The organism is Aureimonas glaciei, from assembly GCF_014643375.1.
Taxonomy (GTDB): Bacteria; Pseudomonadota; Alphaproteobacteria; order Rhizobiales; family Rhizobiaceae; genus Plantimonas; species Plantimonas glaciei.
The window spans coordinates 18,043-44,318 of sequence record NZ_BMJJ01000012.1; the positions used below are offsets into that span (position 1 = coordinate 18,043).

The 26,276-nt window shown below is 62.2% G+C and carries 15 protein-coding genes and 4 pseudogenes; 10 read left to right on the top strand and 9 right to left on the bottom strand.

Annotated features, from left to right (window positions below; translation table 11 throughout):
- Positions 1 to 334: 334 nt before the first annotated feature.
- Positions 335 to 523 (bottom strand): annotated as a pseudogene (locus IEX88_RS20900) (dihydrodipicolinate synthase family protein); the annotation flags it as partial.
- Positions 524 to 1,299: 776 nt separating this feature from the next.
- Here IEX88_RS20900 and IEX88_RS20905 point away from each other — a divergent pair.
- From IEX88_RS20905 to IEX88_RS20920, 4 genes are all read left to right on the top strand, one after another.
- Positions 1,300 to 1,578 (top strand): hypothetical protein, encoded by a 279-nt coding sequence (locus IEX88_RS20905; protein ID WP_188854431.1) that lies wholly within the window; start codon positions 1,300 to 1,302, stop codon positions 1,576 to 1,578.
- 381 nt (positions 1,579 to 1,959) lie between these two features.
- On the top strand, positions 1,960 to 4,869 hold the full coding sequence (locus IEX88_RS20910; RefSeq protein WP_244640409.1) for a calcium-binding protein: 2,910 nt from the start codon (positions 1,960 to 1,962) through the stop codon (positions 4,867 to 4,869).
- A 236-nt stretch (positions 4,870 to 5,105) separates the two neighbouring features.
- The gene (locus IEX88_RS20915; RefSeq protein WP_188854433.1) at positions 5,106 to 6,923 is read left to right on the top strand and encodes a type I secretion system permease/ATPase; all 1,818 of its coding nucleotides are present in this window, start codon (positions 5,106 to 5,108) and stop codon (positions 6,921 to 6,923) included.
- An 89-nt stretch (positions 6,924 to 7,012) separates the two neighbouring features.
- A complete protein-coding gene (locus IEX88_RS20920; RefSeq protein ID WP_244640410.1) occupies positions 7,013 to 8,389 on the top strand; it encodes an HlyD family type I secretion periplasmic adaptor subunit in 1,377 nt (458 codons plus the stop codon).
- 78 nt (positions 8,390 to 8,467) lie between these two features.
- On the opposite strand, the gene IEX88_RS20925 is transcribed toward IEX88_RS20920, so the two are convergent.
- Complete coding sequence (locus IEX88_RS20925) at positions 8,468 to 8,902, bottom strand: hypothetical protein (RefSeq protein WP_188854434.1); 435 nt, start codon at positions 8,900 to 8,902, stop codon at positions 8,468 to 8,470.
- A 442-nt stretch (positions 8,903 to 9,344) separates the two neighbouring features.
- Positions 9,345 to 9,614: a hypothetical protein gene (locus tag IEX88_RS20930; protein WP_188854435.1), complete on the bottom strand. Its 270-nt coding sequence runs from the start codon at positions 9,612 to 9,614 to the stop codon at positions 9,345 to 9,347.
- Positions 9,615 to 10,143: 529 nt separating this feature from the next.
- Between IEX88_RS20930 and IEX88_RS20935 the strand changes: the two genes are divergently transcribed.
- The gene (locus IEX88_RS20935) at positions 10,144 to 10,557 is read left to right on the top strand and encodes a hypothetical protein (protein WP_188854436.1); all 414 of its coding nucleotides are present in this window, start codon (positions 10,144 to 10,146) and stop codon (positions 10,555 to 10,557) included.
- 145 nt (positions 10,558 to 10,702) lie between these two features.
- Here IEX88_RS20935 and IEX88_RS20940 read toward each other — a convergent pair whose 3' ends face one another.
- Complete coding sequence (locus IEX88_RS20940) at positions 10,703 to 11,416, bottom strand: hypothetical protein (RefSeq protein WP_188854437.1); 714 nt, start codon at positions 11,414 to 11,416, stop codon at positions 10,703 to 10,705.
- 213 nt (positions 11,417 to 11,629) lie between these two features.
- Complete coding sequence (locus IEX88_RS20945) at positions 11,630 to 13,003, bottom strand: calcium-binding protein (RefSeq protein WP_188854438.1); 1,374 nt, start codon at positions 13,001 to 13,003, stop codon at positions 11,630 to 11,632.
- 676 nt (positions 13,004 to 13,679) lie between these two features.
- On the opposite strand from IEX88_RS20945, the gene IEX88_RS20950 reads away from it, so the two are divergent.
- Positions 13,680 to 14,537, top strand: coding sequence for a response regulator transcription factor (locus tag IEX88_RS20950; protein ID WP_188854439.1), 858 nt, complete (start codon positions 13,680 to 13,682; stop codon positions 14,535 to 14,537).
- 167 nt (positions 14,538 to 14,704) lie between these two features.
- Here IEX88_RS20950 and IEX88_RS20955 read toward each other — a convergent pair.
- Positions 14,705 to 15,389 (bottom strand): annotated as a pseudogene (locus IEX88_RS20955) (transposase); the annotation flags it as partial.
- Between the two features lie 220 nt (positions 15,390 to 15,609).
- Here IEX88_RS20955 and IEX88_RS20960 point away from each other — a divergent pair.
- Positions 15,610 to 16,817 (top strand): annotated as a pseudogene (locus tag IEX88_RS20960) (IS256 family transposase).
- Between the two features lie 205 nt (positions 16,818 to 17,022).
- On the opposite strand, the gene IEX88_RS20965 reads toward IEX88_RS20960, so the two are convergent.
- The 3 genes and pseudogenes from IEX88_RS20965 to IEX88_RS20970 all read right to left on the bottom strand — a co-directional run bounded on the left by IEX88_RS20965 (position 17,023) and on the right by IEX88_RS20970 (position 20,066).
- Entirely contained in the window at positions 17,023 to 17,340 is a 318-nt protein-coding gene (locus IEX88_RS20965) for a hypothetical protein (RefSeq protein ID WP_188854441.1), read from the bottom strand.
- 1,267 nt (positions 17,341 to 18,607) lie between these two features.
- Positions 18,608 to 18,773, bottom strand: a pseudogene (locus IEX88_RS27330) (IS481 family transposase); the annotation flags it as partial.
- A 1,038-nt stretch (positions 18,774 to 19,811) separates the two neighbouring features.
- Positions 19,812 to 20,066 carry a hypothetical protein gene (locus IEX88_RS20970; RefSeq protein WP_188854442.1) on the bottom strand — a complete coding sequence of 85 codons (255 nt, stop codon included), beginning with the start codon at positions 20,064 to 20,066 and terminating at the stop codon, positions 19,812 to 19,814.
- Between the two features lie 734 nt (positions 20,067 to 20,800).
- Between IEX88_RS20970 and IEX88_RS20975 the strand changes: the two genes are divergently transcribed.
- From IEX88_RS20975 to IEX88_RS20985, 3 genes are all read left to right on the top strand, one after another.
- A complete protein-coding gene (locus tag IEX88_RS20975; protein WP_274604633.1) occupies positions 20,801 to 23,338 on the top strand; it encodes an Ig-like domain-containing protein in 2,538 nt (845 codons plus the stop codon).
- Positions 23,339 to 23,709: 371 nt separating this feature from the next.
- A complete protein-coding gene (locus tag IEX88_RS20980; RefSeq protein WP_188854444.1) occupies positions 23,710 to 24,225 on the top strand; it encodes a FecR domain-containing protein in 516 nt (171 codons plus the stop codon).
- Between the two features lie 5 nt (positions 24,226 to 24,230).
- Positions 24,231 to 26,108 carry a CHASE2 domain-containing protein gene (locus IEX88_RS20985; RefSeq protein WP_188854445.1) on the top strand — a complete coding sequence of 626 codons (1,878 nt, stop codon included), beginning with the start codon at positions 24,231 to 24,233 and terminating at the stop codon, positions 26,106 to 26,108.
- The last annotated feature ends 168 nt before the right edge of the window (positions 26,109 to 26,276 follow it).

The window sequence follows — 26,276 nt, forward strand, 5'->3', positions numbered from 1 at the left end:
GCATGGGCACAGCTCAGAAATTATTCCCGTTGCCGCCGATAGGCAGAGCTAGGGAATAATTCTGACGCTGCTGTGGGCCGAGAGCGGACGGTCGGCTCTCGGACAAGGCAATCAAAAAGATGCCATTCCGCATTCGACCACCAGAGATGCTCGGGTTGCAGTTCACCGTTCTGCTAACCAGACATCCCTCGTGCGATGCGGCACCCGGCGCGCCTGATCCTCGCTGATGGTCAGAGAGGGTCCAGCTGCCGCCTGCACCTTCCCCTGGGAGCCTTCCCTCGCGCGGGAGGATCGGTCGCGTCCGTCAACGTGTTGAAATTGGGGCGTAACTGAAGCGGCTCCGTTCCTGGCGGGTCAGGTAAGCGTAGGTGCCCGTCGACCCAAGGAGGCCGATCGAGTCGACGCCCGCGTTGCACAACCAGTACACCAGCTGCGCGAGCATCTCGACGTCGACACGGCCGTTCTCGTCGGCAGGCGTGACTGGGAAGGCGGACAGACCTTGGAAGGGCGAAGCAAAGGTCATGCTCGGCTCCTGAGGCACGATTAGCAGGAGATAATCGGACGGATGCAGCATCTGGGAACAAAACGACCATCGCCCCGTCGATCCAGCGTCGAGCGCGACGCCATAGCCCCGAATCACCGGTGCACTTGGGAAGAGAACTGCCTAAGTGGAGAGGATCAAAACGCCGAGGGGAAGGAGGCAGCCTTCGTAGGCGACGGCCACCGTCCCAAGGGCGGCGTCGGGCTTAACCCTGAGCGACATGATCACAAGCCACCCGAGGACTAACTTGGGGTTCCCAGGGTGCAGGAGTACGCCTCGGCGACGGCACTGCTGGCGAAGGATATGTTCTCCCGCCGCAGCCGCTTCATCTCCGTCGCCCTGTCCTAGACGCCGTCTCGAGGCGGGCTCTCCATCAAGGCATTGCGCGGCTTGTCGATCCAGTGCCGCGGTGTGGAAAGCCCAACTTCGAAGTCCTCCGCGAGGTCACGCTGCACCCGGCCGCTCGTCTCGGCCATCTTCGACGATTGGAAGGCAAGTGACTCAAAGCACCGGACCGCCGGTCCAGACAGGATCTCGGCCGATCTCACCCCGGACACGATCCGCTCGATTCAGGTGACTAGAACACCCTATGAGCCACACCATACGTCGCAACCTGCGTACCATCATCGGATATTCGTACACCTTCGGGGCAATACATCTTTCGGAGCTTTGTATCGACGGCGATAATATTATAATCGATAGCAGTCGGCCTAACCGACGGTCACAACAAAACACGCTTAGGCGTAGAGGAGCATTCAATGACTTATTCATGGGGACATGACGAGGTTGACTTCAGCGGCGAGTACAACTTCTCCTCTGATATCGATATCTCGTTCGACAGCGACGTCAATATCACTTCGGACGTCGATGTCGACTACTCCTTCGATGTCTGCGTCGACGTGGAAGGCAACTCCGCGGTGTTCAATCTCGATGTTCAGTCCTACGGCGACGACGGGGCCGTCGAATTGAACCTCGTTGTGTTCACGAACGAAGACTATGCCAGCATCACGGCATCGGGCTTCTCGGTCACCGGGTAAGCATCGGCACTCAGCCGACGGGGCGTCCCTCAGCCGCATCGGTTGTCCCCTCGCCAATGCTCGCAGCGAAGCCCCGCTTCTGCGGGGCTTCGTTCGTTATGTGATCAGGCGCCTGACCATCCACCCCGTTTGACTGAGACGCGTGACCGGAAGGTCTACAACTAAAGCTGTTGCACCCAACGCGTCTTAGCCTTTCGAGAACCGCTATGAAAATCTGACTATCGGCACGAAATAACGGCTCCAAAAATTCACCGTAGGATGAGTATTATGGCAAAGCTGGCCCGGATTGTATCCACGAGCAAGAAAACCTCATCGAATGAGGCACTAGAAATCGCGGAAATTACGTCGGTCGTGCCGCCCCCCGCGACGGCCAGGAGCGTTTTGGCACAGCCCACGCTCGTGGCTAGCCTTCTGGCGGTTCCCAGCTACCAGCTGGTCCAGCTGACGGGCGCTGCGAATTCCTACCAGCTGACGGCTCAGGGCAGCTACCGGATCGAGGCCCTCGGCGGCAACGACATCGTCACTGTCCTTGTCGGCACGAGCGGCAACGACCAGCTCATTGGCGGTGACGGCAATGATCAGCTCCGGGCGGCTCAGACCGACGACTTCCTCGACGGCGGCACCGGCACCGACACGCTCGATGGCGGTGACGGCAACGACATCCTGCGCGGTGGCAGCGGCGGCGACACGCTGATCGGCGGCGGCGGCATCGACACCGCCGACTATGCCACCTCCGGCGCGGCGGTGACCGTCATGCTGGCGTCAGATCCCGCAAGGACGGCGCGCGGCTCGGGCGGCGACGCCGCCGGCGATACGATCGGCGGCATCGAGAACGTCATCGGCTCGGCCTTCAACGATCTCCTCGGCGGCAATAAGCTGGATAACCAGCTCGTCGGCAATGCCGGCAACGATACGCTGCGCGGCCTCGACGGCAACGACGTCTTGATCGGCGACGCCATGCTCGACGTCGACCAGAACGGCGTGCCCGACGACGAGGACAATGACGGTGTTCCCGACGGCACCGATACCGCGACGACGGGCGGCGCGGACCTCCTCGATGGCGGCTTCGGAAACGACAGGCTTTTTGGCGGTGGTGGCAACGATACGCTGCTGGGCGGGTTCGGCAACGACATCCTGCATGGCGGCCACGGCAACGACCTGCTGTCGGCCGGCGACGGCGACGATCTCCTTCACGGCGGCGAGGGCGACGACGAGCTGATCGGCAGCCTTGGCAACGACATCCTCAACGGCGGCGGCGGCAACGACACACTCAACGGCTCGATCGGCGACGACACGCTGAACGGCGGCGAGGGCGACGACGACCTGAATTCCGGCGACGGCGCCGACATCCTCAACGGCGATGACGGCAACGATTCTCTGCTCGCCAGCGGCGGCAGCGACGTTCTGTCGGGCGGTACCGGCAACGACGTCTTGGACGGCGGCGACGGCGACGACATCCTGAACGGCGACGACGGCGACGACCGGCTGATCGGCGGGCTCGGCGCCGACCAACTGAACGGCGGCGCCGGCATCGACACCGCCGACTATTCCACCTCGGGCTCGGCGGTCGGCATCGACCTTTTGAACGGGATCGCGGTCGGCGGCGCGGCGGGCGATGTTTTGACAGGCATCGAGAACCTCATCGGAAGCGGGCTGGCCGACCAGCTGATCGGCGACGGCGGCAACAACACTCTGACCGGCGGGGCCGGCGCCGACCTGCTCGTCGGCCAGAGCGGCTTCGACACGGCCGACTATTCCGGCTCCGCCACGGCCGTCACCATCCAGCTGAACTCGACGGTGGCCGATCCCGTCGCCGTTGGCACCGGACTTGGCGGCGACGCCGAGGGCGACCAGCTCCAGCTCATCGAGCGCGTCATCGGCTCGGCCTTCGCGGACATGCTGATCGGCGGCGGCCTGGCCGACACCTTCGTCGGCGGCGTCGGCGCGGACCAGCTGACGGGCGGCGACGGCGTCGACACGGCCGAGTATTCGACCTCTTCCGCCGCCGTGACCGTCTCCCTCGATGCGGCCGCGACCACGGTCGGTAGCGGCGGCGATGCCGCCGGCGATCAGCTGACGGGGATCGAGAATCTCATTGGCTCGGCTTTTGCCGACAGCCTGGTCGGCAGCACCGAGGCCAACCGCCTCGACGGCGGCGCGGGCGACGATTTCCTGAGGGGCGGTGCCGGGGCGGATCGCCTGCTCGGAAGTTCGGGGACGGACACGGCCGACTATTCGACGTCGGGCGCCGGGGTGATCGTCTCGCTGTTTGCCAGCGACGATCCCACCATCGTCACCACCGGCTCGGGCGGCGATGCGCAGGGCGACCAGCTCAGCCAGATCGAGAATCTCGTCGGCTCCAATTTCGTCGACCAGTTGATCGGCGGCGCCGGCGTCAACCGGCTCGAGGCCGGCGGCGGCAACGATCTGCTGCGCGGCGATCAGGGTGCCGACTTCCTGATAGGCGGCGACGGGGTCGATACGGCCAGCTACTCCAACTCGGACGCGGCGGTCTCCATCGCCCTCATCGACGGCGTCACCGTCACCGGCACCGGCGGCCATGCCCAGGGCGACCAGCTCAGCACCATCGAGAACCTCATCGGCTCGGCCTTCGGCGACCTCTTGATCGGCAGCGCCAGTGCCAACACGTTGCAGGGCGGCGGCGGCGACGACCTGTTGCGCGGCGGCGGCGGCGCCGACGTGCTCGTCGGCGGCGATGGCTTCGACACCGCGGACTATTCGACTTCCGCCGCCGCCATCGCCATCCAGCTGACGGCCAATCCCGCCAGCGCCGCGGTCGGCACGGGCGGCGACGCCCAGGGCGACCAGCTGAACACCATCGAGGCGTTGATCGGCTCGGCCTTCAACGACCAGATGCGCGGCAGCACGGTGGCCAACAAGCTGGTGAGCGGCGCCGGCAACGACCTTCTGCAGGGCGGCAGTGGCGCCGATCTCATCGTCGCTAACGGCACCGGCACAAAGTCGCTCTACGGTGAGGGCTTTGCCGATGGCGGCACGGCGGGGCAGGACACGTTCCGCATCCTCGGCGGCACCAACAACATCATCTTCGACTATCAGACCGGCGAGGACCTGCAGCTGAACAGCCTGACCTCGGTGGCCCTCAGCCAGATCACGGTCAACGGCACGGCGGTCCTGGCCGGTCGCTTCATCGGTGCCACCCATTCGACCTTCGTCATCCTCGGCACCCCCACGAACGTGCCGGCGGCACAGGCGGCGCTGGCGACGCTCGTCAACAACGATCTGTTCGTGGATCCCGGCCTCATCGCCTGACTGGGCGAGGCGGCCGGCGACAGGGAAAGCGGAGACCCCGCCGGTGGCGGGCAGGGTATGACGAATTCTTGCGGGACGCGATCCGGGCCGCGGCACCCCTCCGGCGAGGCCCCGCGGTGCCAAAACGCCCCGCACCTGCTTTGAGCCCGTGCGGGCGGGGAATCGGCGGGATGACAGGTATTGGGCCCGCAGGGACGCCGGGTCGGCTGGGGCAGATGGTGCAGGGGGAATCCAGCATGAGCGTGACAGCTGCGGCTTCGAGAGCATCGCGGGGGCGCCGAGCCAGGACTGATCTCGAGGAGGCGATGGGGCAATGCCGCTCGCTGTTCGGTGGCATCGCCTTTTTCAGCTTCGCGATCAACCTCCTTATGCTCGCCTCGCCGATCTACATGCTGCAGGTCTATGACAGGGTGCTGGTGACCGGACGGGTGGAGACGCTGCTGCTGCTGACCGGCATGACCGTCGCCGCTATGCTGCTGATGGGTGCCCTCGACGCGCTCCGTTCGGTCGTCATGGTGCGAATGGGATGCTGGCTGAACAGCCGGCTCGGCCCAGTCCTGCTGTCCAACAGCGTCAGCACCAGGCTCGCCGGTGATGGCTCCGGCGCCCAGCCCCTTCGGGATCTGGCGACGCTGCAGGGTTTCATCTCATCGCAGGGCCTCACCGTCTTCTTTGACGCGCCGTGGACGCCCCTGTTCCTGGCGCTGATCTGGTTCCTGCACCCGGTGCTCGGCATGTTCGCGGTGGGCTCAGCGATCGTGCTGCTGATTCTCAGCGTCGCCAACGAGCTGATGACGCGCACCGCCAGCGAGAACGCCAGTACCGCTCAGATCCGTGCCAACCAACAGGCCGAGGCGACGATCCGCAACGCCGAGGTGGTGCGTGCCATGGGCATGATGCCGCGGCTGGCCGAGCGCTGGATGACCACCAATGAGGCCGCGCTTGCGGCGATCCGCCGGTCGTCCGAGATCGGGGCCTTCGTCACCGGCCTCTCCAAGTTCATCCGCATCTTCGTCCAGTCCGCCACGCTCGGCCTCGGTGCCTATCTCGTTTTGCGCGGCGAGGTGTCGGGCGGCGCGATGATCGCCTCGTCCATCTTGCTCGGCCGGGCCTTGGCGCCGGTCGAGGCGGCAATGTCGACCTGGCGCAATTTCGGCACCGCCCGCATCGCCTTCTACCGCCTGAAAGCGCGCATGCAGGCAGTCCCCCCGGAAACGCGGCGCACGCGCCTGCCCGACCCCTACGGCGTTCTGGAAATGCGTCAGGTCGGCTTCACACCGCCGGGGAGCCGCAGCAGTGTCCTGCAAGGTATCACCCTGCGGCTGGTGCCCGGCGAGGCGGTGGCGGCCATCGGCCCCTCGGCCAGCGGCAAGAGCACGCTGTGCAAGCTCCTGACCGGTATCCTCAGCCCGTCGCAGGGCGAGGTGCGGCTGGATGGCTCCGAACTGCAGCACTGGGACGCCGACCAGCTCGGCAGCCATATCGGCTACCTCCCTCAGGACGTTGAGCTGTTTTCTGGCAGTGTGCGCGAGAATATCGCGCGGATGAAGGACGCCGATGACGAAGCGATCGTGGCCGCCGCCAAGCTCGCCCACGCGCATGAAATGATCCAGAAGCTGCCGCAGGGCTACGAGACGCAGATCGGCGATTCTGGCACGAGGCTCTCCGGCGGCCAGCGTCAGCGCATCGGGCTCGCCCGCGCCGTCTTCGGCGATCCCCGGGTGATCATTCTGGACGAGCCGAACGCCAATCTCGACCAGGTCGGTGAGGCGGCGCTCGCCGCGGCCGTGGCCGAGCTGAAGAGCCAGCGGCGGACGATCATCATCGTCGGCCATCGCCCCTCGACCTTGGCCCAGGCCGACAAGGTGCTGCTGCTGCGCGACGGCCGGATCGAGATGTTTGGTCCGCGGGAGGAGGTGCTGAAGCGGCTGCGCGACGCCGCGACCGAGGTGGCCAAGGCGGCGGCCATGCCGAATGTCGCAGACGGTCCGCAACTTGGCAAAGCTCCCCCAACGGTCGAGTCGGCCAACGACGAGCGTGGCGCCGCGATCTAGCGTGACGGCGAAAGCAGGCCATCCGGCCTGTTGAAAAGAGCATGCGACTACAAAGGGCGAAAGCCTGCATCGTATGGGAGGAGAGGGCATTGGCCCCGACATCGAGAGAAATACTTCCCTTTGAACCGCATTCGACCGCGCGTGGTACGGTCTATGCTCTGGCCGCCACCGTGCCGCTGCGCCGCACCGTGGCGCCGACGATGCGTCTGGGCCACGGGCTGATCGTCGTCTTCCTGGTCGGCTTCTTCGGCTGGGCAGTCCTGGCACCGCTCACCGCGGGCGCCATCGCGCCCGGCATTGTCAGTCCGGACGGCAACCGGCGGACGGTGCAGCACCTGGAAGGCGGCATCATCGCCGAGATCAAGGTCAAGGACGGTGACCGCGTGCGCAAGGGTGACCCTCTGGTCGTGCTGCAAAGCATCCAGGCCGCCTCCAGCAACCGCGCCTCGCTCGACCAGCACCGCACGCTGCAGGCGACGCTCGCCCGGCTCGAGGCACAGCAGCGCGACGCGCCGAATATCACTTTCCCCCGAGACCTTGTTGAGGACGTTGATCAGCTCGCCGTCGCCCCCATCATGGAGGGGCAGCGCTCAATCTTCGAACGGGAAAGAGCCTCGCACGAGGTCCAGCGTCAGGTCCTGGCCGACCGCATCGCCCAGCTCGACGAGCAGGTCCTGGCGTCGCAGTCACGGGTGGCAAGCGCTGAAAGCCAGATCGAATCGGTGGCCGAGGAACTGGTCGGAAAGGAAAAGCTCCTGAAGAAGGGGTTTGTCTCAAAGCCAGACGTGTTGCGGCTGCGGCGCGCCCGCGCCGAACTGGAGGGGGGGCGCGGTGAATATCTGGGCGACATTGCCGAGGCTCGTCAGAAAATCGGCGAGCTGCAGACTCAGATCGCCTCACTCGACGCGGACCGGCAGAACAAACTCGCCTCCGACCTCGACCTCGCCCGTGGCAATCTTGCTCTGGCAGTGGAACGGCTGAACACCAGCCAGGACATTCTCGATCGGACCGTGGTGATGGCGCCGATCAGCGGAACTGTCGTCGACAGCAAGTTCTCCTCGCCGGGCGGCGTGGTGCAACGTGGCGAGCCGATCCTCGACATCGTTCCCTCGGAGGAGAAACTTCTCATCGACGCCCGGATTTCGCCGCTCGATGTCGACGTCGTCACCATCGGCATGCCGGCGACCGTCCACCTGAACGCCTTTTCCGCCCGCGGCCTGCCTCGGATATCGGGCGCCGTGCGATCGATCTCGGCCGACAGGATCGTCGATCCGGTGACGGCGCAGCCCTACTATCTGGCCAAGGTCGAGGTCTCCCCAGAAGAGCTTGCCGGGATCGACAAGAAGCTCACTTTGGTCGCGGGCATGCCGGCGGAAGTTCTGTTCGTCACCGGTCACCGCACTATGGCGCGGTATCTCCTCGAGCCGTTCGAGGACGCGTTCCGGCGGGGTCTACGCGAGGACTGAGCCCCCCACGGAGCCTGACGGGTCGAGCCAGTCGGGCACGGGGGCGAGAGCGGCGCACGCATGCCCGAAGATCCGCCTTCAGCCCGATGCAGGCTTTTCCACCGCGGGCGGTGTCGGAAAATAGTGGCCGCCTTCCAGGATAAAGGTCAGCGCATCCAGAGCCAAGTGCGGTTCGATTGATCCGGGAATATAGCCCATGACGCCCGCTTCCAGCGCCGCCACGATCTCCTCCTGGCTTGAATGGTCGGTCAGAATCACGATAGGCGTCTGCGGCATGGCCTGGCGGAGTTCCCGGATCAGGCGCAGCCGCTCGGCCGAGGTCAGATAGTTGGCGCTGAACGGCAGCACGATCATCCGAGCCACTTCGAGAGCGTCGATCTTTTCTGGTTCGACCGTCTGTAAGTTGAGCCCGTGCTGAACGCACCAGGGAAGCAAGAAGGCCGCAATCTGCGCGCGCCGCAGTTGCATTCCATCGACAATGATCACATGCGTCTGAATGTTTGTTTTCACCATCGCCTTTCGCATAGGCCTTGGGCCTATCATCCCTCTTGTCCCAGCCGGTCCGCATTCCCGCCGCGGAAGACGTCGAAACCATCTGACTCCGTCTGCAGCAAAGAGAGTTTAGGGAAAGAAGTGAATACATGTCATTATGCAATTCATGATTACAACTATAAATCATAAAAAACATGGTTTCGCGGAGCGCCAAGCGACCGGAGTCAGAAATTCGGCGTATTTATTAAATACCGGATTGAATCTAGATTACGCGAGTGAGCAGCGAATAGAAGTTGCTTGGAAAGCGCGAATGGGCGGGCGAGAACGCCGCCAACACGGCGCGACCGAGGCGATCTCGCTTGGGGGCTATCGGGGGCGGGTCGCCGCAGGTTCGGCCATGGGCCAAGGCGATTCTTACGGTTGCGATCGCCGGCCTATGCGGGACGGAAGCGGGCGGCGTGGGTCAGCCCGCCGACGCCCAGCCGTGACCTTGATCGCGCGGTGCCGGCCTCGTGCGCTCGGCCATCAGCACCTTGATATGCGCCCTGGCCAGTTCGAATAAGGCGGAAGCCACGTCGTCCTCAGTCCAGCCGGCGTTCACCGCCCGTTGAACGAGGATGCAGAAGTCGGGCGCCAGGTCGGCCTGGCAGTCCAGGCAGCGCTCGCTGTAGTCCTCGTCCGTAATCGGCCCGATAACCCCTGATCCGTCGGCCTGCGCGGTGCCATCCGCCATAGTCCTACCTCCAGCAGCCCGCTTTAGCTTCGCTACCTTCTTGAAAAAGATTTCGTCGGAGGATGCAGGGAGAGCGGGGCTGAAATGTGATTCGCGTTCTGCCCAATGGAGGTAGTCACTTCGGGCGCAGTGCTTTGGACCGGCTACGTCCCCAGGCGAGTGCGATCTGGGCCTGCCTCTCTCCTCAGGCGTATTGAACGAGATTGTCCGGCGGCAGCGTGATGTCGGCGCGGCCAGCCGGTCCTGGCGCCCGGCGGCCTCTCCCGCCACGGGCGCGGGCATGTGGGCTGCGATCGGTCTCGTCGGGGTTAGCGGAGATGATCGCAGCGCCATGGCGGGGGCGAAGCCTTCAGTCGCTTCCCGGCCCGGCGACGTTCGCCACCGTGGCGTACGGGTGCGCCATAAGGCGTACGCCGCATGCGCCGGGTTTTGCTCAAATTGCATTTGCCATTACCCAGGTTAGCAAATATTATTAAGTAATAATATTACAATCACGACTAAGTTCAAAATCGAGACCCGGAGATGTAAAATGGATATATTTAGAGCTATCGATTTAAATTGGCATGAATTGAGTAATAACCCTCAGCTCCAGCATTTATTGAGCGTAGTTCAGGAAGATTCTGCCGTAGCATCGACATTGATTGTGCTGACACTGTTTTCTCTCATCGTCAGATATTGGATCGTTGCGATCGCGGCCGGAGCCATATTGGCGGTTTTTGCGATTTCGCCGAGGTCGGAAGAGACGGGGATCTATGTCATGCTGGTCGTCTCGATGGCGGCGCTGACGCTGGCGACGTGGCAGCAGCGAAGCATGGTCCGGGCGCTTGCCTCGGTCGAGAACCAAGTGTCCGGATTGCACACCGAAGTCGACCGCTTCCTTGATGCAATGGAAAAGCGGACGCGGGTGCTCGATTCAACGCAGATCGAGATTGCCAGGGTCTGAGCGACGGGCAAGAGAACGCCTGGAGTTCTTGGCGCGGCAGGCTTTATGCCCCCGGGCTCCGCAAAGGCCGTCAACGGCCAGCCCAGCTGACGGTAAACTGGCTGCCTCTGCCAGCCCGGTGCCAGGCGCACTAACGGTTTTCGTCTTAGGCGATCAGCAATGTGGCGACGGCGGTTATCGAAGAGAGCTGGTCCTCAAGGGTGAAGGCTGCGAGATCAATCGACACGAAGCTGTCGTCTCCGATCGCCACCGCCTCGGTATGGAAGAGCGCGACATTGCCGTCGATGTTGAAGTCGATGCCGAGGACCGCCGGCGGAGGAATGAGAAGCGGGTCAGGGATGGCTGCCGGCGCCACCGTGACGGCGTCTGGGTTCGGATCGGCCGCTGCGCCGCCCCCGCTTGTTCCCGGCGCAAGAATCTCGAGCGCGAAGAAATCGATAGTCAGACTGGACGTTGAGGTGCTGCTCTCCGCCTCCTGCGTAAAAGACGTCTCCGATTGCTGGATGTAGACATAGACCGTGGCGTCTCCAGAAAAGTCTACATTGGCCACAGTAAAGGCTGCGTCCTGGCCGGTCAGGTCCTGCCCAACCGCGGATGCATCGATCGAGGCGGATGCCTGCTGGGTCGACGAAGTCGCGACAAGAGCGGCGACGATCTCAAGCGAGGCGAAGGTATCAACGCCTAGGGCCGTGACATCAGCGCTGATCAGAAGCGCGTCTCCTGTGCCGCTGGGCGATGGAGGAGAGCCGAGTATCACGAGCAGATCCAAAGTCGAGGCGCTGACAAAGCTACTGTTTTCGTCAGCGCCCAAACTAACTTGTTGAGAAACGCTTTGCGATGAGGTGACTGACGATCCCATGGCGGTGCTGTCGGCTTTCGTATCGAGGTGAAAGAACGATACAGCGTCGCGGCTCCTTCTCTCAGTCTGTCAATGTGCGATCCGTCCAAAGGACTGATCCGGCGTGCGAATTGGCCCTGCCTCAGCAAGTTTGAGGTAGATTGGCGCAAAAGTGGCTCCGCAGTCCTCGCCCGCGTCAACCGACGACAGAAACGTCGTGCCGTTTGCGGGCGCCTAACCCAGCAGGCTCAATACCTCCCCGATCTGAATGAGATCGGCGTACGCCACATTAACGCTCAATGCGCCTTCGTCGGCAAACAGCGCGTGCAGGAGCGGCAGCGCCTGCGCGTCGCTGAGAGCGCCAGAGCGAGGCGCAGTATCGAAGCCCCGATTGAGGGCAAAGAACTCGTCCAGCATGAGGGTCGAGGTCTCGCGCCCGAAACGGAAAGTCACGACAAGATCGTCTTTGTCGGCGCGGGCGCGTTCCAGCAGGACCACACTCCCGTTGAGGGCCCGGAGTCCGGCCTCACTTCCCCAGTCGCCGTTGAGGGCGACCAGTTGGTCACCTTCGGCCAATCGCAAGTCGCGGATGACGTCGTCGCCGAACTCGCCCCGCAGGAGAAAAGTGTCGGCGCCGCTGCCGCCGTCATAGAGATCGTCGCCATCATCGCGCCGCGCGTCGACGGCACCGAAAACGAAGAGATCGTTACCTGCCCCACCAGACATGGCGTCGTCTCCGTCGCCACCGACGAGGATGTCGTCGCCATTGCCGCCGGTCAGGCGGTCGTCGCCGTCATTGCCAAAGAGCAAATCATGCCCGTCATCACCCTGAACCTCATCGTCGCTGTCGCCGCCGAACAGCCAGTCCCCGCCGTGGCCGCCGGCGATCCAGTCGCGGCCTTCGCCGCCGAAGACATTGTCGTCACCGCCGCCGGCATAGATCCTGTCCTTGCCGCTCTCGCCAAAGATCCAGTCGTCGCCCGCACCAGTGCGTACGGTGTCGTCGCCGCGGCCGGCGCGGACCAAGCTGTCGTCATCCGCGGTCGTCAGGGTATCGGCCCGCGACGTGCCATTACAGATCCGGTAGGTGGTCTGGTTTTCGACCGCCGTCGTGGCCGTAGCCGTCACGGAGGAGAGTTGGTCCTCCAGAGTGAAGGCGTCGAGCGCCAGATCGATCGCGGAGTTGTCGCCCGAGGCCGTCACGGCGATGTCAAAAACGGCGGCATTGCCCGACGGGCTGGCCGGCAGGTGTCCCGGCGCGGTCTCGCTCTGTTCCCGCACCAGGGGGGCGCAAAAGGGGTTCAGGCCACCGAAGTCCACTGCAATGAAGTCGATCTCAAGAGTCTGGCTAGATATCGAAACACCGTCCCGGGACCCGTCGGCCGCGGAACGCGTTGAATGAACGACGGACATGTCGGCATTTGCGACGTGGATCGAGGCGTCAACGGAGACGAAGTTGAGCCCCTCTCCGGCTGTTGCCGCCGCCGCTGACAGTGCGACATGCCCGAGCGCGAAGGACATAAGGCCGCGATCGAGCATGCGGCTCGAAAGCGAGACGTCAGCAAGCGTCGATGTTCCAACCGCTTCGGCTGAGACGGAAATGCTCACGGCCATGTCCTTCTGCACCGAATGAGTAGGCGCCGGCGGGCAAGAGGTCTTATCGCGAGATAGGGGTGTGCAGCGGCTGCTGGCTCTATCGTGGCCCGTGTCGCATTCTCCATGACTACGCATGATTTCATCCCTCTCAAGCTTCAGAGGAAGTATAGGTCCGAAGTCAGATTTCGGATGCGCGCAAGCGAGCATACGCCTTAAGATACTTAGTCCTACACAAAGGTAATAGCGAAAGGAGTATTACAACTTCTATTTGTTGGATCCGCACCTCTCAACCGGCACGCGCATTCTTCCCGACACTCCGCCGGAAGAGTTAGCCAAGGGAGAGGCGCTCTCACCTTTCCCCTGGTACGGCGCCGGAAAAGAAGAGCGTAGAGCAGTTTGAATTTTTGATGCGCCATGCCGATCTGAGCAACCACCTGATACTGAAGGTGTAATTGCTGCCCAAGGATTACAAGATCCGAATCGCCTATACGCATTCTGGAAGTCCGTATAAATCTGAATGTTAGCCACCCATCATTTTATCGTCAGCTTAAAGTACATTGTGTAGCATCCGTATGAGCACTACGTGGATGCAGCCTGCTGCGGATATCGATACCTCAAAAGCTATATTACACGAAATTGTCGTAGCTTTAAGGAACTGGTATTATATGCTATCCATTCAGGGAGCGGGATGAAGGGCTATTCCAGTCTTCTCCTGAGGGATTTGGTACGTGTTCCTTATAGTTTCTCATGCATTCATCAAAGGTGGGGGGCATTCGTGATGGAGTTAATTGGCATCATTCTCATTATCGACGGTCACCACTTGCGCAGGGACTGTCTCACGGCACTTGTAGCGCCATGGGCCAATGGCTTAAATCTGAAGGTTATCGCGATCTCTTCTGATGACGTCGGGCAGGTCGAGGATTACGCTGAGAAGGCGAAATTGATCGTACTGAACGTTGGCAGCGCGTCCCTTCATGACCCACAGATGTCACGACTTGTCGACACACTGCGCATTAAATGTCCTGAAGTGCCATGTGCCATTGTTTCCGACCGTGCCGACCCGGCGGAGGCGCTCATCGCCTGTCGGCTTGGACGCAAGGCCTTCGTTTCCTCTGATCTTGATCCTGCCCTAGTACTTAAAGCTTTTAGCTTTTTGATGAACGGTGGGACGTATTTCCCACTCGAAGCCCTCTTGGCTGGCTCACAAGGTGAGCGTGGTCTCGAGAACGCCCGTCTCTTTGAGCATGACGGAACCCGAGAAGCGCTCACTAAGCGTCAGGCAGAAGTTCTCGACGGATTGCGACGCGGCAAGTCGAACAAGGTGATTGCCCGCGAACTTCAGATGCAGGAATCAACGGTAAAGGTGCATGTCCGTCAGATCATGCGCAAAATGGGGGCAAGCAATCGAACGCAGGCTGCTCTTTTAGCACAGGCGAAGTATAATGCCGACGAGCCGACACATGCACTGAATGGCATCGACCAGATGGAGAGCCTCATGCTGCCCAAGGTGACGGCGAGCATGATCAATCGACTACCGGCCGCTTAGGCCTCCCGTCCAGCGCAGGCTTTTGTTCGCGAAGCGCCATCCTCGATGGGGTTGAGCATAGAGTCTGTGTGAGGCGAATGCGAAATCCGCCCTCGGGCGGTACGCCGGCGGGCGGGCTGGCGTGCCCCAGGAATTCGGACCGTTTTGAGCTGGGATTTTCCACTTATGACGACCGTCAGGATCCGGAAGGGCCGGCCATTGGTGAACGGGTCAAAGACAAAGTCCAGCGACCAGCGCTTGCCTGGCGCCAGGGGCACCCGGATCGGCGCCTGGTCCCGATCGCCTGCTTGCGACCGCCGCGGCGGCCCAGAGCCAATCGCTTTTCGCGGTAGAGACGGAAGAGCTTCTTGTGATTGACGATTGACGGCGTATCCCTCCCGCCTCAGCAAAACGTGCAGGCGCCGGTATCCAACGCGCCGGCGCTCCCGGGGCCGGGGCGACCATGCGCTCGCGCAGGACCTCGTCCTGTGGTCGAGTGGACTGATAGCGGACGTCATGCGGCAGCTGCCGATGGATCTGTGTACGCTCCCCGTCGCTCCTCTCGTGGCGCTGCACGAGAGGAGCGACGGCAGTCCGCCGGGCCGGAGCGTCACCACTTCCCAGGAAATCCTTCAGCGCGACGTCGTCCAGCATCGCGTCCGCCAGCATCCGCTTCGGCTTGGCGTTCTCATCCTCGATCGCTCGCAGGCGCCGCGCCTCGCTGACGTCCATGCCGCCGTATTTGGCTTTCCACTTGTAGACGCTGGCATCGCTGACACCGTGCTTGCGGCACAGCTCGGCGACCGGCGCCCCGGCTTCGTGCTCCTTCAAGATGCCGATGATCTGCTCTTCCGAAAAGCGACTGCGCTTCATGTCCTGGCCCTCTCGGTGGGCCAGAACGAACCTCAAACTGGATCAGACAGAGGCGGCAACGTCACGGATGCGCTCGTCGACATGGCTTGAGGACGACGCATACTTTGGTAGTGTCCGTGCTGGTGGTGGAAACTCGGACCTCAGATGGTGTGACGGAGGTGGCCACCGGATTGGCCGGCTAAGGTGGAGTTGCGAGACTTCAACCTGACCGGAGCACCCGATGACCGAGGACAGATTACCGCTTGCCGAGCTTCTGGCGAAAGCCGGAGACGGCGATTTCCTGAGGACGATTGCCCAGAGCGTGATGCAGCTTCTCATGGAGGCCGACGTGGAGGGCATGATCGGCGCCGGGCGCCATGAACGCACCCTGGAACGGGCGACCTATCGCAACGGCTACCGGGACCGCTCGTTCGATACCCGGCTTGGCTTCTTGCAGCTTCGCATCCCAAGCTTCGACAAGGCAGCTACTTTCCGCCGTTCCTGGAACCGAGAAAGCTCTCGGAGAAGGCGCTTGTTGCGGTCATCCAGGAAGCCTGGATCAGCGGCGTGTCCACGCGTCGCGTCGACGATCTGGTGCAGGCCATGGGACTGTCGGGGATCGGCAAGAGCACGGTGTCGAAGTTGTGCAAAGATATCGACGAGCGCGTCGGCGGCTTTCTCGATCGCCCGCTCACCGGCGACTGGCCCTATCTCTGGCTCGACGCGACCTACCTGAAGCAGCGCGAAGGCGGCCGTATCGTCTCGGTGGTGGCAATAATCGCTGTCGCCGTCAACACCGACGGAAAGCGCGAGATCGTCGGCCTTCACATCGGGCCATCGGAAGCGGAGACCTTCTGGTCGACCTTCCTCAAGAGCCTCGTGCGCCGCGGCCTTTCAGGCGTGAAGCTCGTGATATCGGATGCCCATGAAGGGTTGAAGGCCGCCATCCGCCGGGTGTTCAGTGACTCCTGGCAGCGCTGCCGCGTCCACTGGATGCGCAACGCCCTGTCCTATACCCCGAAGGCGCAGCAGAGCATGGCGGCTGCGGCCCTGCGCCAGGCCTTCATCCGACCCGATCGCGCCGGCGCGGCCCAGGCGCTGCGCCACGTCGCCGATCAGCTCCGGGGAAAGTGTCCCAAGCTCGGCGGCTTCATCGACGACAGCGAGACCGACGTGCTGGCGCATCTGGACTTTCCCGGCCAGCATCGGACCCGGATCCATTCGACCAATTCGCTGGAGCGCCTGAACAAGGAAGTGAAGCGGCGCGCCGACGTCGTCGGCATCTTCCCGAATGAGGGCTCCATCATTCGCCTCATCGGCGCTGTCCTCCTCGAGGCCAACGACGAATGGCAGACGCAGAACCGCTACATGCAGACCGAACCCATGGCCGAACTCATGGCCGCCAGCACCAAGCCCGAAACCGTACGCATTTCCACCGCAGCCGCCTGAAACGGTGCCGCTTCAGTTACACCCAATCTCCACCACGTTGACGGACACGACCCATACTTTTACTCTGAGGGCCGGGAGCCGCGAGTAGCGCTCGCCCCAACTGCACTGCCCCTACCACTCGAGCGGAAGCAGCCGTCAGGCGGCGCAGACAAGGATAGCTAAGCAGCGGCACACTGTTCTCGAGTGCCGAGACGCAAAACTTTCTCTACGGCAGATCCATGAGCTTGTGTAGCTCCCAGATCGTTAGGACGCCCCGCCCCATTCTTGTCGGTATGCAACGCCAAGTTCCGTCGGGGGCTAAGACGAAGTCTGCCAACCGCTTTGTCAACAGCACTTTGAAGTTCTGGCGTTGGATGTCATCAAGCTCACTCAGCTTGGCGCCCCTGGCCGAGCCCAATTGATGTGCATGGACAAGCAGGAGTGTCTGCAGCTCGGAAGCCGTCAGGCCGCGAAGCGCTTTATGATGCGGATAAAAACCTGATCCTGCCTCCATTCCCGAATGATCGGAAAATTCAACTGTCATGCAAGGTGTCAGAAGTAGTACGGACCCTAAATTGCGCAGACGAGAACGGCTACGCTACGGGATGAGCTTGTGCATGAAGGCGTTCATCGACGCAGGGGGCACGGATGCGGCCACTATGTTCCCGCAAGCGCAGCCGACAGGTAGCGTGGACAAGGATCAATGTGGATTAAAACGGCTGACGTTATACATGGCTGGGCCCACCCGCCCGCGCGAGTAAACAACGGCCGGCCGTCGTAGGGATACAGCGCCAGGTCCCGTCCGGAGCGAGAACAAATTCTGCGAACCCGCGAACCAGCAGCACTTTCAAGCACGCGCGGCGGGATCCGGTCAGTCCAATAAACATATCTCCCGGAGAGCCGCATAACTGAAAGGTACTGAGAAGCGAAAGTGTTCGGAGTTCCGCCGCCGTTAGACCGCAAAGCGAATTTTTATAAGTGTCACCTTCGGGCCCCTTTTCCATTCCGACATGATTGCAGTTGCCGATCTAAGTGCAAGGGCCCCATTGTAGGTATGACACAGGCACGCTGTACGCATACTTACGCATCAGTGGATCAAATCGGCCTTCTATGACAATTGCCCTGCCGTTCCTGCTGCCCCGTGTCGTGGCTCCGGTGTTGGGCTTGCCTTCGCATTTACCGTCGGCCTGCAAATCGTCGACGCGGTATTGACGGAGTGTCGGATCAACGGCACGACGCACGAGGACGACCACTGCGGCGGATCGAGCACTGCGCCCGAGCTAGGCCAGCGCTATCCGACGCTTGTGTGAGCATACGGCTGCCCCTGGGTGAACAGCACAGCGTCGACTGACCAATCCAGCCTATTGAGGCGCCATGCAGGCAATGATCGCGCGCCCGGTCTTGGTGGGAATGCAGCGGCGGGTTCCGTCTAGCGCCAATACAAACTCCGCGAGCCCGCGAACCAAGAGCACCTTGATCCTCGCTCGCTGATTTTCATCCAAGTCGCAGACGCCTGCGCCTCCCGAGTTGCTTAGCTGCCGCGAGTGGAGAAAATACAGCGTTGCCGCTTCAGAGCGCGTCAGGCCGCGGAGCATCTTCCTGTGAACGTTACATTCGCTTTTGGAGTCCATTCGCGCAGTAACTTGTACCTGGTATATTTTCGCAAGATGCTATTTTTTGTCCTGTCTGACGATGCAGGTCTACCTCATAAGAGCCATGGACAGTGCCGCATCGGGTGAACTTAGGATGTAGGACGGCTCACCATCGCAGGCACCACCGGCACCGGAGCTGCTGCTAAATGCTTTGTCACTGTGGTTCGGATGCCGGGTGAACCTCGACGGCCGGTTCCCAGGCTTGGCAGATGGCCGTATGAAGTGACACTGCGTGGGGTCTTAAGGCTGCAGGCGAAGCATAGGCCGCAACGAAGTCCGCAAGATGTTGCCGGACCTGGTCGTGACTGTCGTAGTGGAAGCGCTTATGCCGGCTCCTGAATGCAAGCGTTGAACCAAGCCTCAGGCGAGCTGGGAATCCGCTTTGTCAAGAGAACCTACCTCGTGCTGGTCTACACTGTAGGCGCAGCATCGAACACTATGGGTTGGGTCCGTCGCACTAGGGTCCTTGCTCCACTGTCGGCTCGATGCGACGCGGCGGTAAGATCGTCCATTTGCTTTCGGCGGCGGCGGACCACAGCACAATCGCGTCTTTTCGAAACTCATCAGCGCAAGTGTTGCACTCGCCAGTAAAAACAATAACAGATAGATTCTGGAGCGTGATGCCGATAAACCGCTCTGGACTGGGGTCGCGGGAAACCACCATCCGAAGTGGCCAAGTTTTGGCTATGCCATTGGCGACTGCGGGTCCGGCTGCAAGGGGTAACAGCGTAACAGATATTGAAAGGGTAACTGATATATAAATTGTGACTACGCTTGAATGTCGGCCACGATAGCTCATTCAGCTTACCTCAGCAGTTAAGGCTACAATCTCAGGCTCTGAGCAGTCGCAGCCGCTTAATGTGGCAAGAATTTATCACCCAAGAACGTTTGGTCGCCGCCCTCGTCGAGCACCCAACTGCATTCCTCAAAGTGCCAGGCCTGTGGCATAGAGTTTATCCAGGTGGTCGAGACGTCGTCTGCATCTACAACCTCAAGGGCCTAACCGTGGCCGCTGCCGGCGACACGGTAGATGTGGGCCTGGACTGTGCGTCGTCCCGTGTGGTGGGGCCGCCGAGGCTCGAGAGCTTTACGTCAGGATCGGTCTCGTCGGCCATAATACATCGTCCTTCCGCGGATCTCGCAGCTTCTGAACTTCCAACCAGAGCCGCCGCTCGCCACAATATGAAAAAACTGACCTTAACTTTGATGACCTTCACCTCGCACGACATTCCGGCGTGGCGCGAGACCGCGGGCTTTTGCCTCCTCGTATATTCGCACAGCAAGCGCTCGCAGCTCGTTGTCGTCGAGCGTCGGCACTAGCGCGATGACCTTTGCTAAATCCACCATGCCGGTCATTCCTAACTCACCTCATCAGATCATAAGTGCTGCCATCGAGGCCCTGAAACGTCCATTCGTCTTTCGTATTTAGTACCCGACCATCCCTCATCTGCCATGTGAAAGCTTCGGCGCCGGAACGATCGCTCGATTTTGGATTTGGAGAAATAGGCCTCTCGAATTTGCTGGCGTAATGCAACTGGCCTGATTCATCACTTAACTCAACTGTCGCAACAAGCCTCGTCACCATTTCCTGCTCCCCTGATTTGAGGAGTAGGATCATATCCCGTCGCGGCGGACACCTGTCGTGTTTTGTCGATTAGTTACCTCACTCTTTCGAGGTAGAGTCTCGACTGCAGTCAGATGGTCCCTCGCATGGTCCGGCACCAGGCTGTCCTACTGCCGCGGCCCGGAAGTGCAGAAACTCGATATCAACCAGGGCTTACCAACTGATGTGAGTACTAGGCGGGAAGTGCGCTGAGCATTGTCATCATAAGCCGGCTTTGCGCCGGCATCGTTGGCTGGTTCGACCTCCCGCCAGGAAGGTTGCCATGCGCCGTCACGAATTGAACGATGGGGAGGGGGGCAATCTCCGCGCCGTTTCTGCGGAACAACAGCGCGGAGTCGCCCGCGTTTAAGATCATCAGAGCTTTCGACACAGTTGTAGCTATAGGCGATGTCTGTGCCTTCTCGGCCATGCCGCCCGGCCAGAAAGAGGTAGCCTCCATAAGCCATAACCGGCAGACTATAGTCGATTCTAGTTGCCTTGTCATGCAGCATAGCGACAAGAGGCTGTCGGCGCGATGACCTTCTCCTTCGGTAGGTATTGAGTGGGACGGGCGGACACCGCCTTTAGAGGCATCAGAACACGCTCCGGTCCGACATCGCATCAGATCCCTCCCCACCGTGGGTCGGGGACATCTGCTTAAGGGATAATCGCTTCTGATCTTAGACATGTTAATTTGCGGTTGCCAATTAACGGCGCGCGGGCGCCTCAGAGAAGGTGGGATGCAAGCCATGCACATCGTCAGAGGCTCGAAGCGGGCTGATGCTCTTGTCGGAACGGACATGGCTGATCTGATCCTCGGCTTGTCCGGTGACGACAGCATCGATGCGAAGGCAGGTGCGGATTTCGTTGTGGCCGGACAAGGCGACGACATGGTCCGGGGTGGCCGCGGTGATGACACGCTGATCGGGGGGAGCGGAACCGATACGGCGGCTTTCGAGGGCTCGGTCGACAACATGGTGTTTCGAAACCATTGGGGCGGCATCCTTCAGGTGCAAGGATCCGAAGGTAAAGATACGCTTCAAGGGTTCGAGTACCTAAAAATTGGGGACAAGACCTACAGCGCCATGGGGCCGATCGCGCGCACTGATCGCGTCGAGGTCGCTGAAAACCAGGCCATCAAAGTCGACGTTCTGGCCAACGACCAGTCGCTGTCGAACGGCGGGCTTAAGATCCAGAAGATCGGCGGCGGCAATGCCAGGGCCGGGGATACTGTTGCAGTGGTCGACGGCATTGCCGTCAAGCTCGATTTCGATGGCAAACTCGCGCTCGACCCCGGTGCTTCCTACGACTCCCTGTCCGCCGGGGAAATGCTCGAAAGGGAATTTTCATACATCGTCGGCAACGGCTCCGGGAGCTTCGCTACCGCCAGGGTGAAGCTGACCATATACGGCAAGAACGACGGGCCGGTCGCCATCAGTGATACGGCATCCGCGCGGGAGGCCACGCCACTGATCATCGCCGCGTCGGATCTTTTGGCCAACGACAGGGATATCGACCGTCTCGATGTTCTGGCCGTCACGGGTGTTGCCGCAACGGATGGCACGCATGGCACGGTACTTCTGGAAGGCGGGCAGATCACCTACACGCCAGAAGCGGGCTATAGCGGCCCCGCGTCCTTTGACTACACGATAGGAGACGGCAAGGGGGCCGCGGCGACGGCTACCGTCAACGTTGAAGTGATCTCCGGGCAACCGAACGTCGCGCCCGATACGGCGGCGGTTATGGTCGCGACGGACGAGGGTGTGGCGATCGCGATAACACTGGCCGGTACCGACCCGGACGGGACAGTTGCATCCTTCCAGGTCACGTCCCTTCCGAACGACGGAGGGCTGTTCCTGGATGCAGCCGGCACCCAGGCTGTCGATCCTGACAACATCCCGGCCGATGCGGCAAACTCGGCGACAATATGGTTTATCCCAGGCCCCGTCTTGAACGGAACGGTGACGCTTGAATACGTCGCGGTGGACGACGACGAGGCGCGGGACGAGACGCCGTCAATTATAACGATCGAGGTCGCGCCCGTGGACGACGACGCACCGCTCATTACCTCAAATGGCGGCGGGGCCGCGGCGACGCTCTCGTTGAACGAGAACAGCTTGGCTGTGACCGCCATTACTGTGACCGACTCGGACGACGACGGAGGGCCGCTTGCGCTCGCGCCCTTTGCGGCTCTGGCCGTGAACCAGGTCCTCTACTCTGTCGAAGGTACCGACGCGGCGCTGTTTTCGATCTCCGGGAGTGGTGACCTCGCCTTCCTGGCGGCGCCCGATTTCGAGAACCCGACCGATTTTGACATGGACAACGTCTACGACGTCACGGTCCGGGTGACGGATCGTACGGGGCGGACTGACTCACAGGATATTGCTGTGACGATCTCGAACCTTCCCGGAAGTATCCTAGTCGGGGACCAGGACGTCAATCAGCGACAGGACACGCTGGTCGGAACGGGTGAGGAAGACACCATCTCTGGTCTGACGATGGCCGATCTGCTCAGCGGTCTCGGCGGAAACGATTTCATCTCCGGCGGAAGCGGCGGCGACCTGCTGGATGGCGGTGACGGGGATGACACCCTGCTGGGTGACGAGGGTCCCGACACCCTGCTTGGTGGTGCCGGAGATGACTTCCTTGATGGCGGCAATAATGACGACAGGCTCGAGGGCGGTGATGGCGCCGACCTGATGATCGGAGGCAACGGGGTCGACACTTTCATCGGCGGACGGGGCGCCGACAGTATGACGGGTGGCGCGGGGCAGGACTGGGTAGACTACGGGGCCGAGGAACTGATCCAGCGCGGGAATGCAGAGACCCTGCGCGGGGTCGAGGTCAACCAGTTGGGAATAGACGACCCAAGTGATCCACTGCCCCATGATACGGCCGTCGACACGTTCGGCAACAGAGACCAGATCGTGGAAATCCGCAACGTGAATGGCACGTCCCTGAATGACTGGATCCGCGGCGGCGGGCAGGCCAACATCCTGCAGGGCAATGCCGGGGACGACATCCTGAGGGGGCGGGGCGATAACGACATCGTTGACGGCGGCGCCGGGACTGATACGGCGGAATACAGCGGAAACTGGTCAGACTACCAGATCACGCACAACGCCGACGGCTCCCTGACCGTGCGCGACCTTCGCCCAGGCGGCAATTTGTCAACGGATGGCATCGACACCGTCATCGACGTCGAGAGCTTCCAGTTCGCAGACGGTACCCGTGATCTTGCCAGTGTGTTGATCCCGGTGGTGCCGACTACTTTCGATTTGGCTTGACGCAGGCTCCTCCGACTCGACATGGACGCCAGCTTGAACACTTCTTCCACGGCGCCAAAACGCCTCTTGCCTGCGATACCGTTATGCATTCCTGCGGTACGTCAGGGACATCGCGGCAGTAAGACAAAGTAGGTCGTCGAACGTACATTGCGCAACTCTCTAAACCGGAGAACTGGCACGACGCGTCCCGAATGGCACTGAACCAAATTGCTGACGATCGAGAACAACGACTTCTGTAACTTATGAATGCGGACTACTCTTAGGTCTTTACAAGACACGCGCTGGCAATGATACGATTTTATCGTAGCTTGGGGCCGACCTGCCATAGCTCGTGACTTGAGACTGAAATGGCGCAGCGAGGATCCTATCGCATGGCAAAGCGCGATGTCTTTCTTGGCGCGGCTTCCGCCTTTCTTGCCACTTTTCCCTGTGCCGCAAGCTTTGCGCAGAGTGCCTCCAGTTGCGTTTCCGTGGAGCTGCGCAATCCTGCGCGCGTGGCCGTTCGGTGCCCCGGGGGTCTCGTGCTCGAGGCAGAGGCGGCGACAGGGCTGCTAATCCGGGCGCCGACCTCAGGCGGGCCGCCGACCTCTGCCGAGGTGTCTGGTCAGGCCGTACTGATTAACCTTAGCCTGCCGCGTCGCTTCGAGATCCGCACCCCCCACGCGATCGCGTCAGTACGCGGGACGGTCTACGCTGTCGAGGTCACGACTGGCTCGACAGCCGTGTTCGTCGCGGAGGGCAAGGTTCAGGTCGCGAAGAGAGGCGGGCGCGGTGTCGCAATCCTGGGACCAGGCGAGGGTGTGGACGTGACCTCCGGCGTCGAACTGACGGTGCGCCGCTGGCCCGAGCAACGCGTGCGGCGCCTTCTGTCCCGCTTCGGTCGCTGACGTCGATGCGCGTCGGCGGACTGCTGCGCCGGTTCGGCGGCGCGACGCTCGTCGTCGCTGCGCTGGCGTGGGTCGCCTGGCTCGGCGCCCGGCATCTTGGAGGCGAGCGCAGCGCGGTCGACGTCCTGGAGGATCCGCTGACGGACTGGCGCACGCTCCTGGCGGGGCCGGTCGCTCCGCCCGCCACGGTCGTCATCGTCGCCATTGACGATGCGACCGTAGCCGCGGAAGGCGGTTACCCTCTCGACCGGCAGCGCCTGGCCGTCCTTCTCGATGCCGTGAGGGCGGCTGGGGCGCAGGTGCTGGCAATCGACATTCTCTTAATCGACCCGCAGGCGGCGCAGAGCGATGCCGCACTGGCACGAGCGCTGTCGGCGGGGCCTACCGTGATAGCCGCGGCAGGCCGGTTCGCAAGGGAAGGCCGGGGTGCCGCCGGCGCCCCTTTGGTGACCGAGCAGCTTCGACCCCTGCGGGCTTTTGAGGCGGTCGCCGATGTCGGTCTTGCCAATGTCGCGACGACCGATAGCGGCACGCCGCGCCACCTGCCGCTGCTGTTCATGGGCGACGCCGGTCCCATACCCGGTTTCGCCCTTCGAGCTGCCGCGCTCCGAGAGTCCACCGATCCGATCCTGACGAAGAACAGCATCCAGATCGGCAGCCTTTCCATCCCGCTGGACCTGAACTGGCACCTGCCGATCCGCTTTTCTGGCCCGTCTGGATCGATCCGCACGATCAGCGCGAGCGCCTTCCTGTCTGGCCAGGACAACGCGCCCCGGCTCGATGGAACGATTGCCGTCGTTGGTGTCACCGCAACCGCTGTCGGCGATACCTTCGGGACGCCGTTCGATCCCGTGACGCCAGGCGTCGAGGTGCAGGCGACCGGGATCGCGGCACTCGTTGGCGGCCCCCGGCTCGTTCGCAACGATGCCGTTCGCCGGAGCGATGTTGCCATAGCGCTGGCCCTGGCGACTGGCGGAACCCTGCTCGCCCTCTGCCTCCCCCTGACGCAGAGCCTCCCGATCATGGCGCTTTTGCTCACATTCGTTCTTGCCGGAACGGCGGTCGCGTTCTCCGCCGGAATCTGGATGAGCAGCGGGTTGCCGTTGGTCGCCGCGGTTCCGCCTTTCGCTGCCGCCGCTTTCCGTCGGCAGCTCGCCGAGCGACGGAGGGCCCGGGCCGCTGCCGATGCCGAGACCGAGCTTCGACGGTTTCAGCCGGCCGCCATCGCCGAGCGGATTGCCCATGACGCGACCTTCCTGCAAGAGCCGGTCGAGCAGCAGGCCGCCGTCATGTTCATTGACATCGCCGGCTTCAGCACACGCAGCGAAGCCATCGGCCCGGTGCGAACGCAGGATCTTTTGAAGGGCTTCCACACGCTTGTCGTGGACGTCGCCGAGTCCCATGGCGGACTCGTGCTTAACTTCATGGGAGACGGTGCGATCATGGTGTTCGGGGCGCTGGACACGGTGCCGGATCCGGCGGGACGGGCTTTCGAGACGGGGGTCGAACTTTCATCGCGGGCGCTCGAGTGGCTGGAGCACCAAGCGGGCGATGGCCATGGTTTGGGCGTGAGGCTCGGCCTGCATTTCGGGCCCGTGATCCTCTCGCGCTTGGGTCATCGCGACCACCAGCAGATCAGCGTCAGTGGTAACACCGTCAATCTTGCTAGCCGGCTGATGGAGGTAGCGAAAAGCGAAGGAGCAGTCATGGCTGCGTCGGCAGCGCTGCTCGGTGCGATGGAACCCGGTCGCGGATCGGCGAACCCGCCGGACGGGCTGCGCCCCGTCGACATTCGCGGGTTGCGCGAGATTGTCACAGTCGCGCTCTGGTTTTCGGCTGCGCGACCCGGTCGCCAGACGCCCGATTGGTCGGCGAACTTCTGAAAAAGGCGGACCTCGTCCTTCCCTGCCGTGCAGGGGAGCATCTCGGTGCGGTCGGCGGCTCTACGCCTGACAGTAGCGGGCTTCGGACGTCCCAGGAGCGATGCTCGCTACGCGAGATAGGCCGTCGACCGTTGAAGCGGAAGACCGAAGAATGCGTCTGGGCGCCAA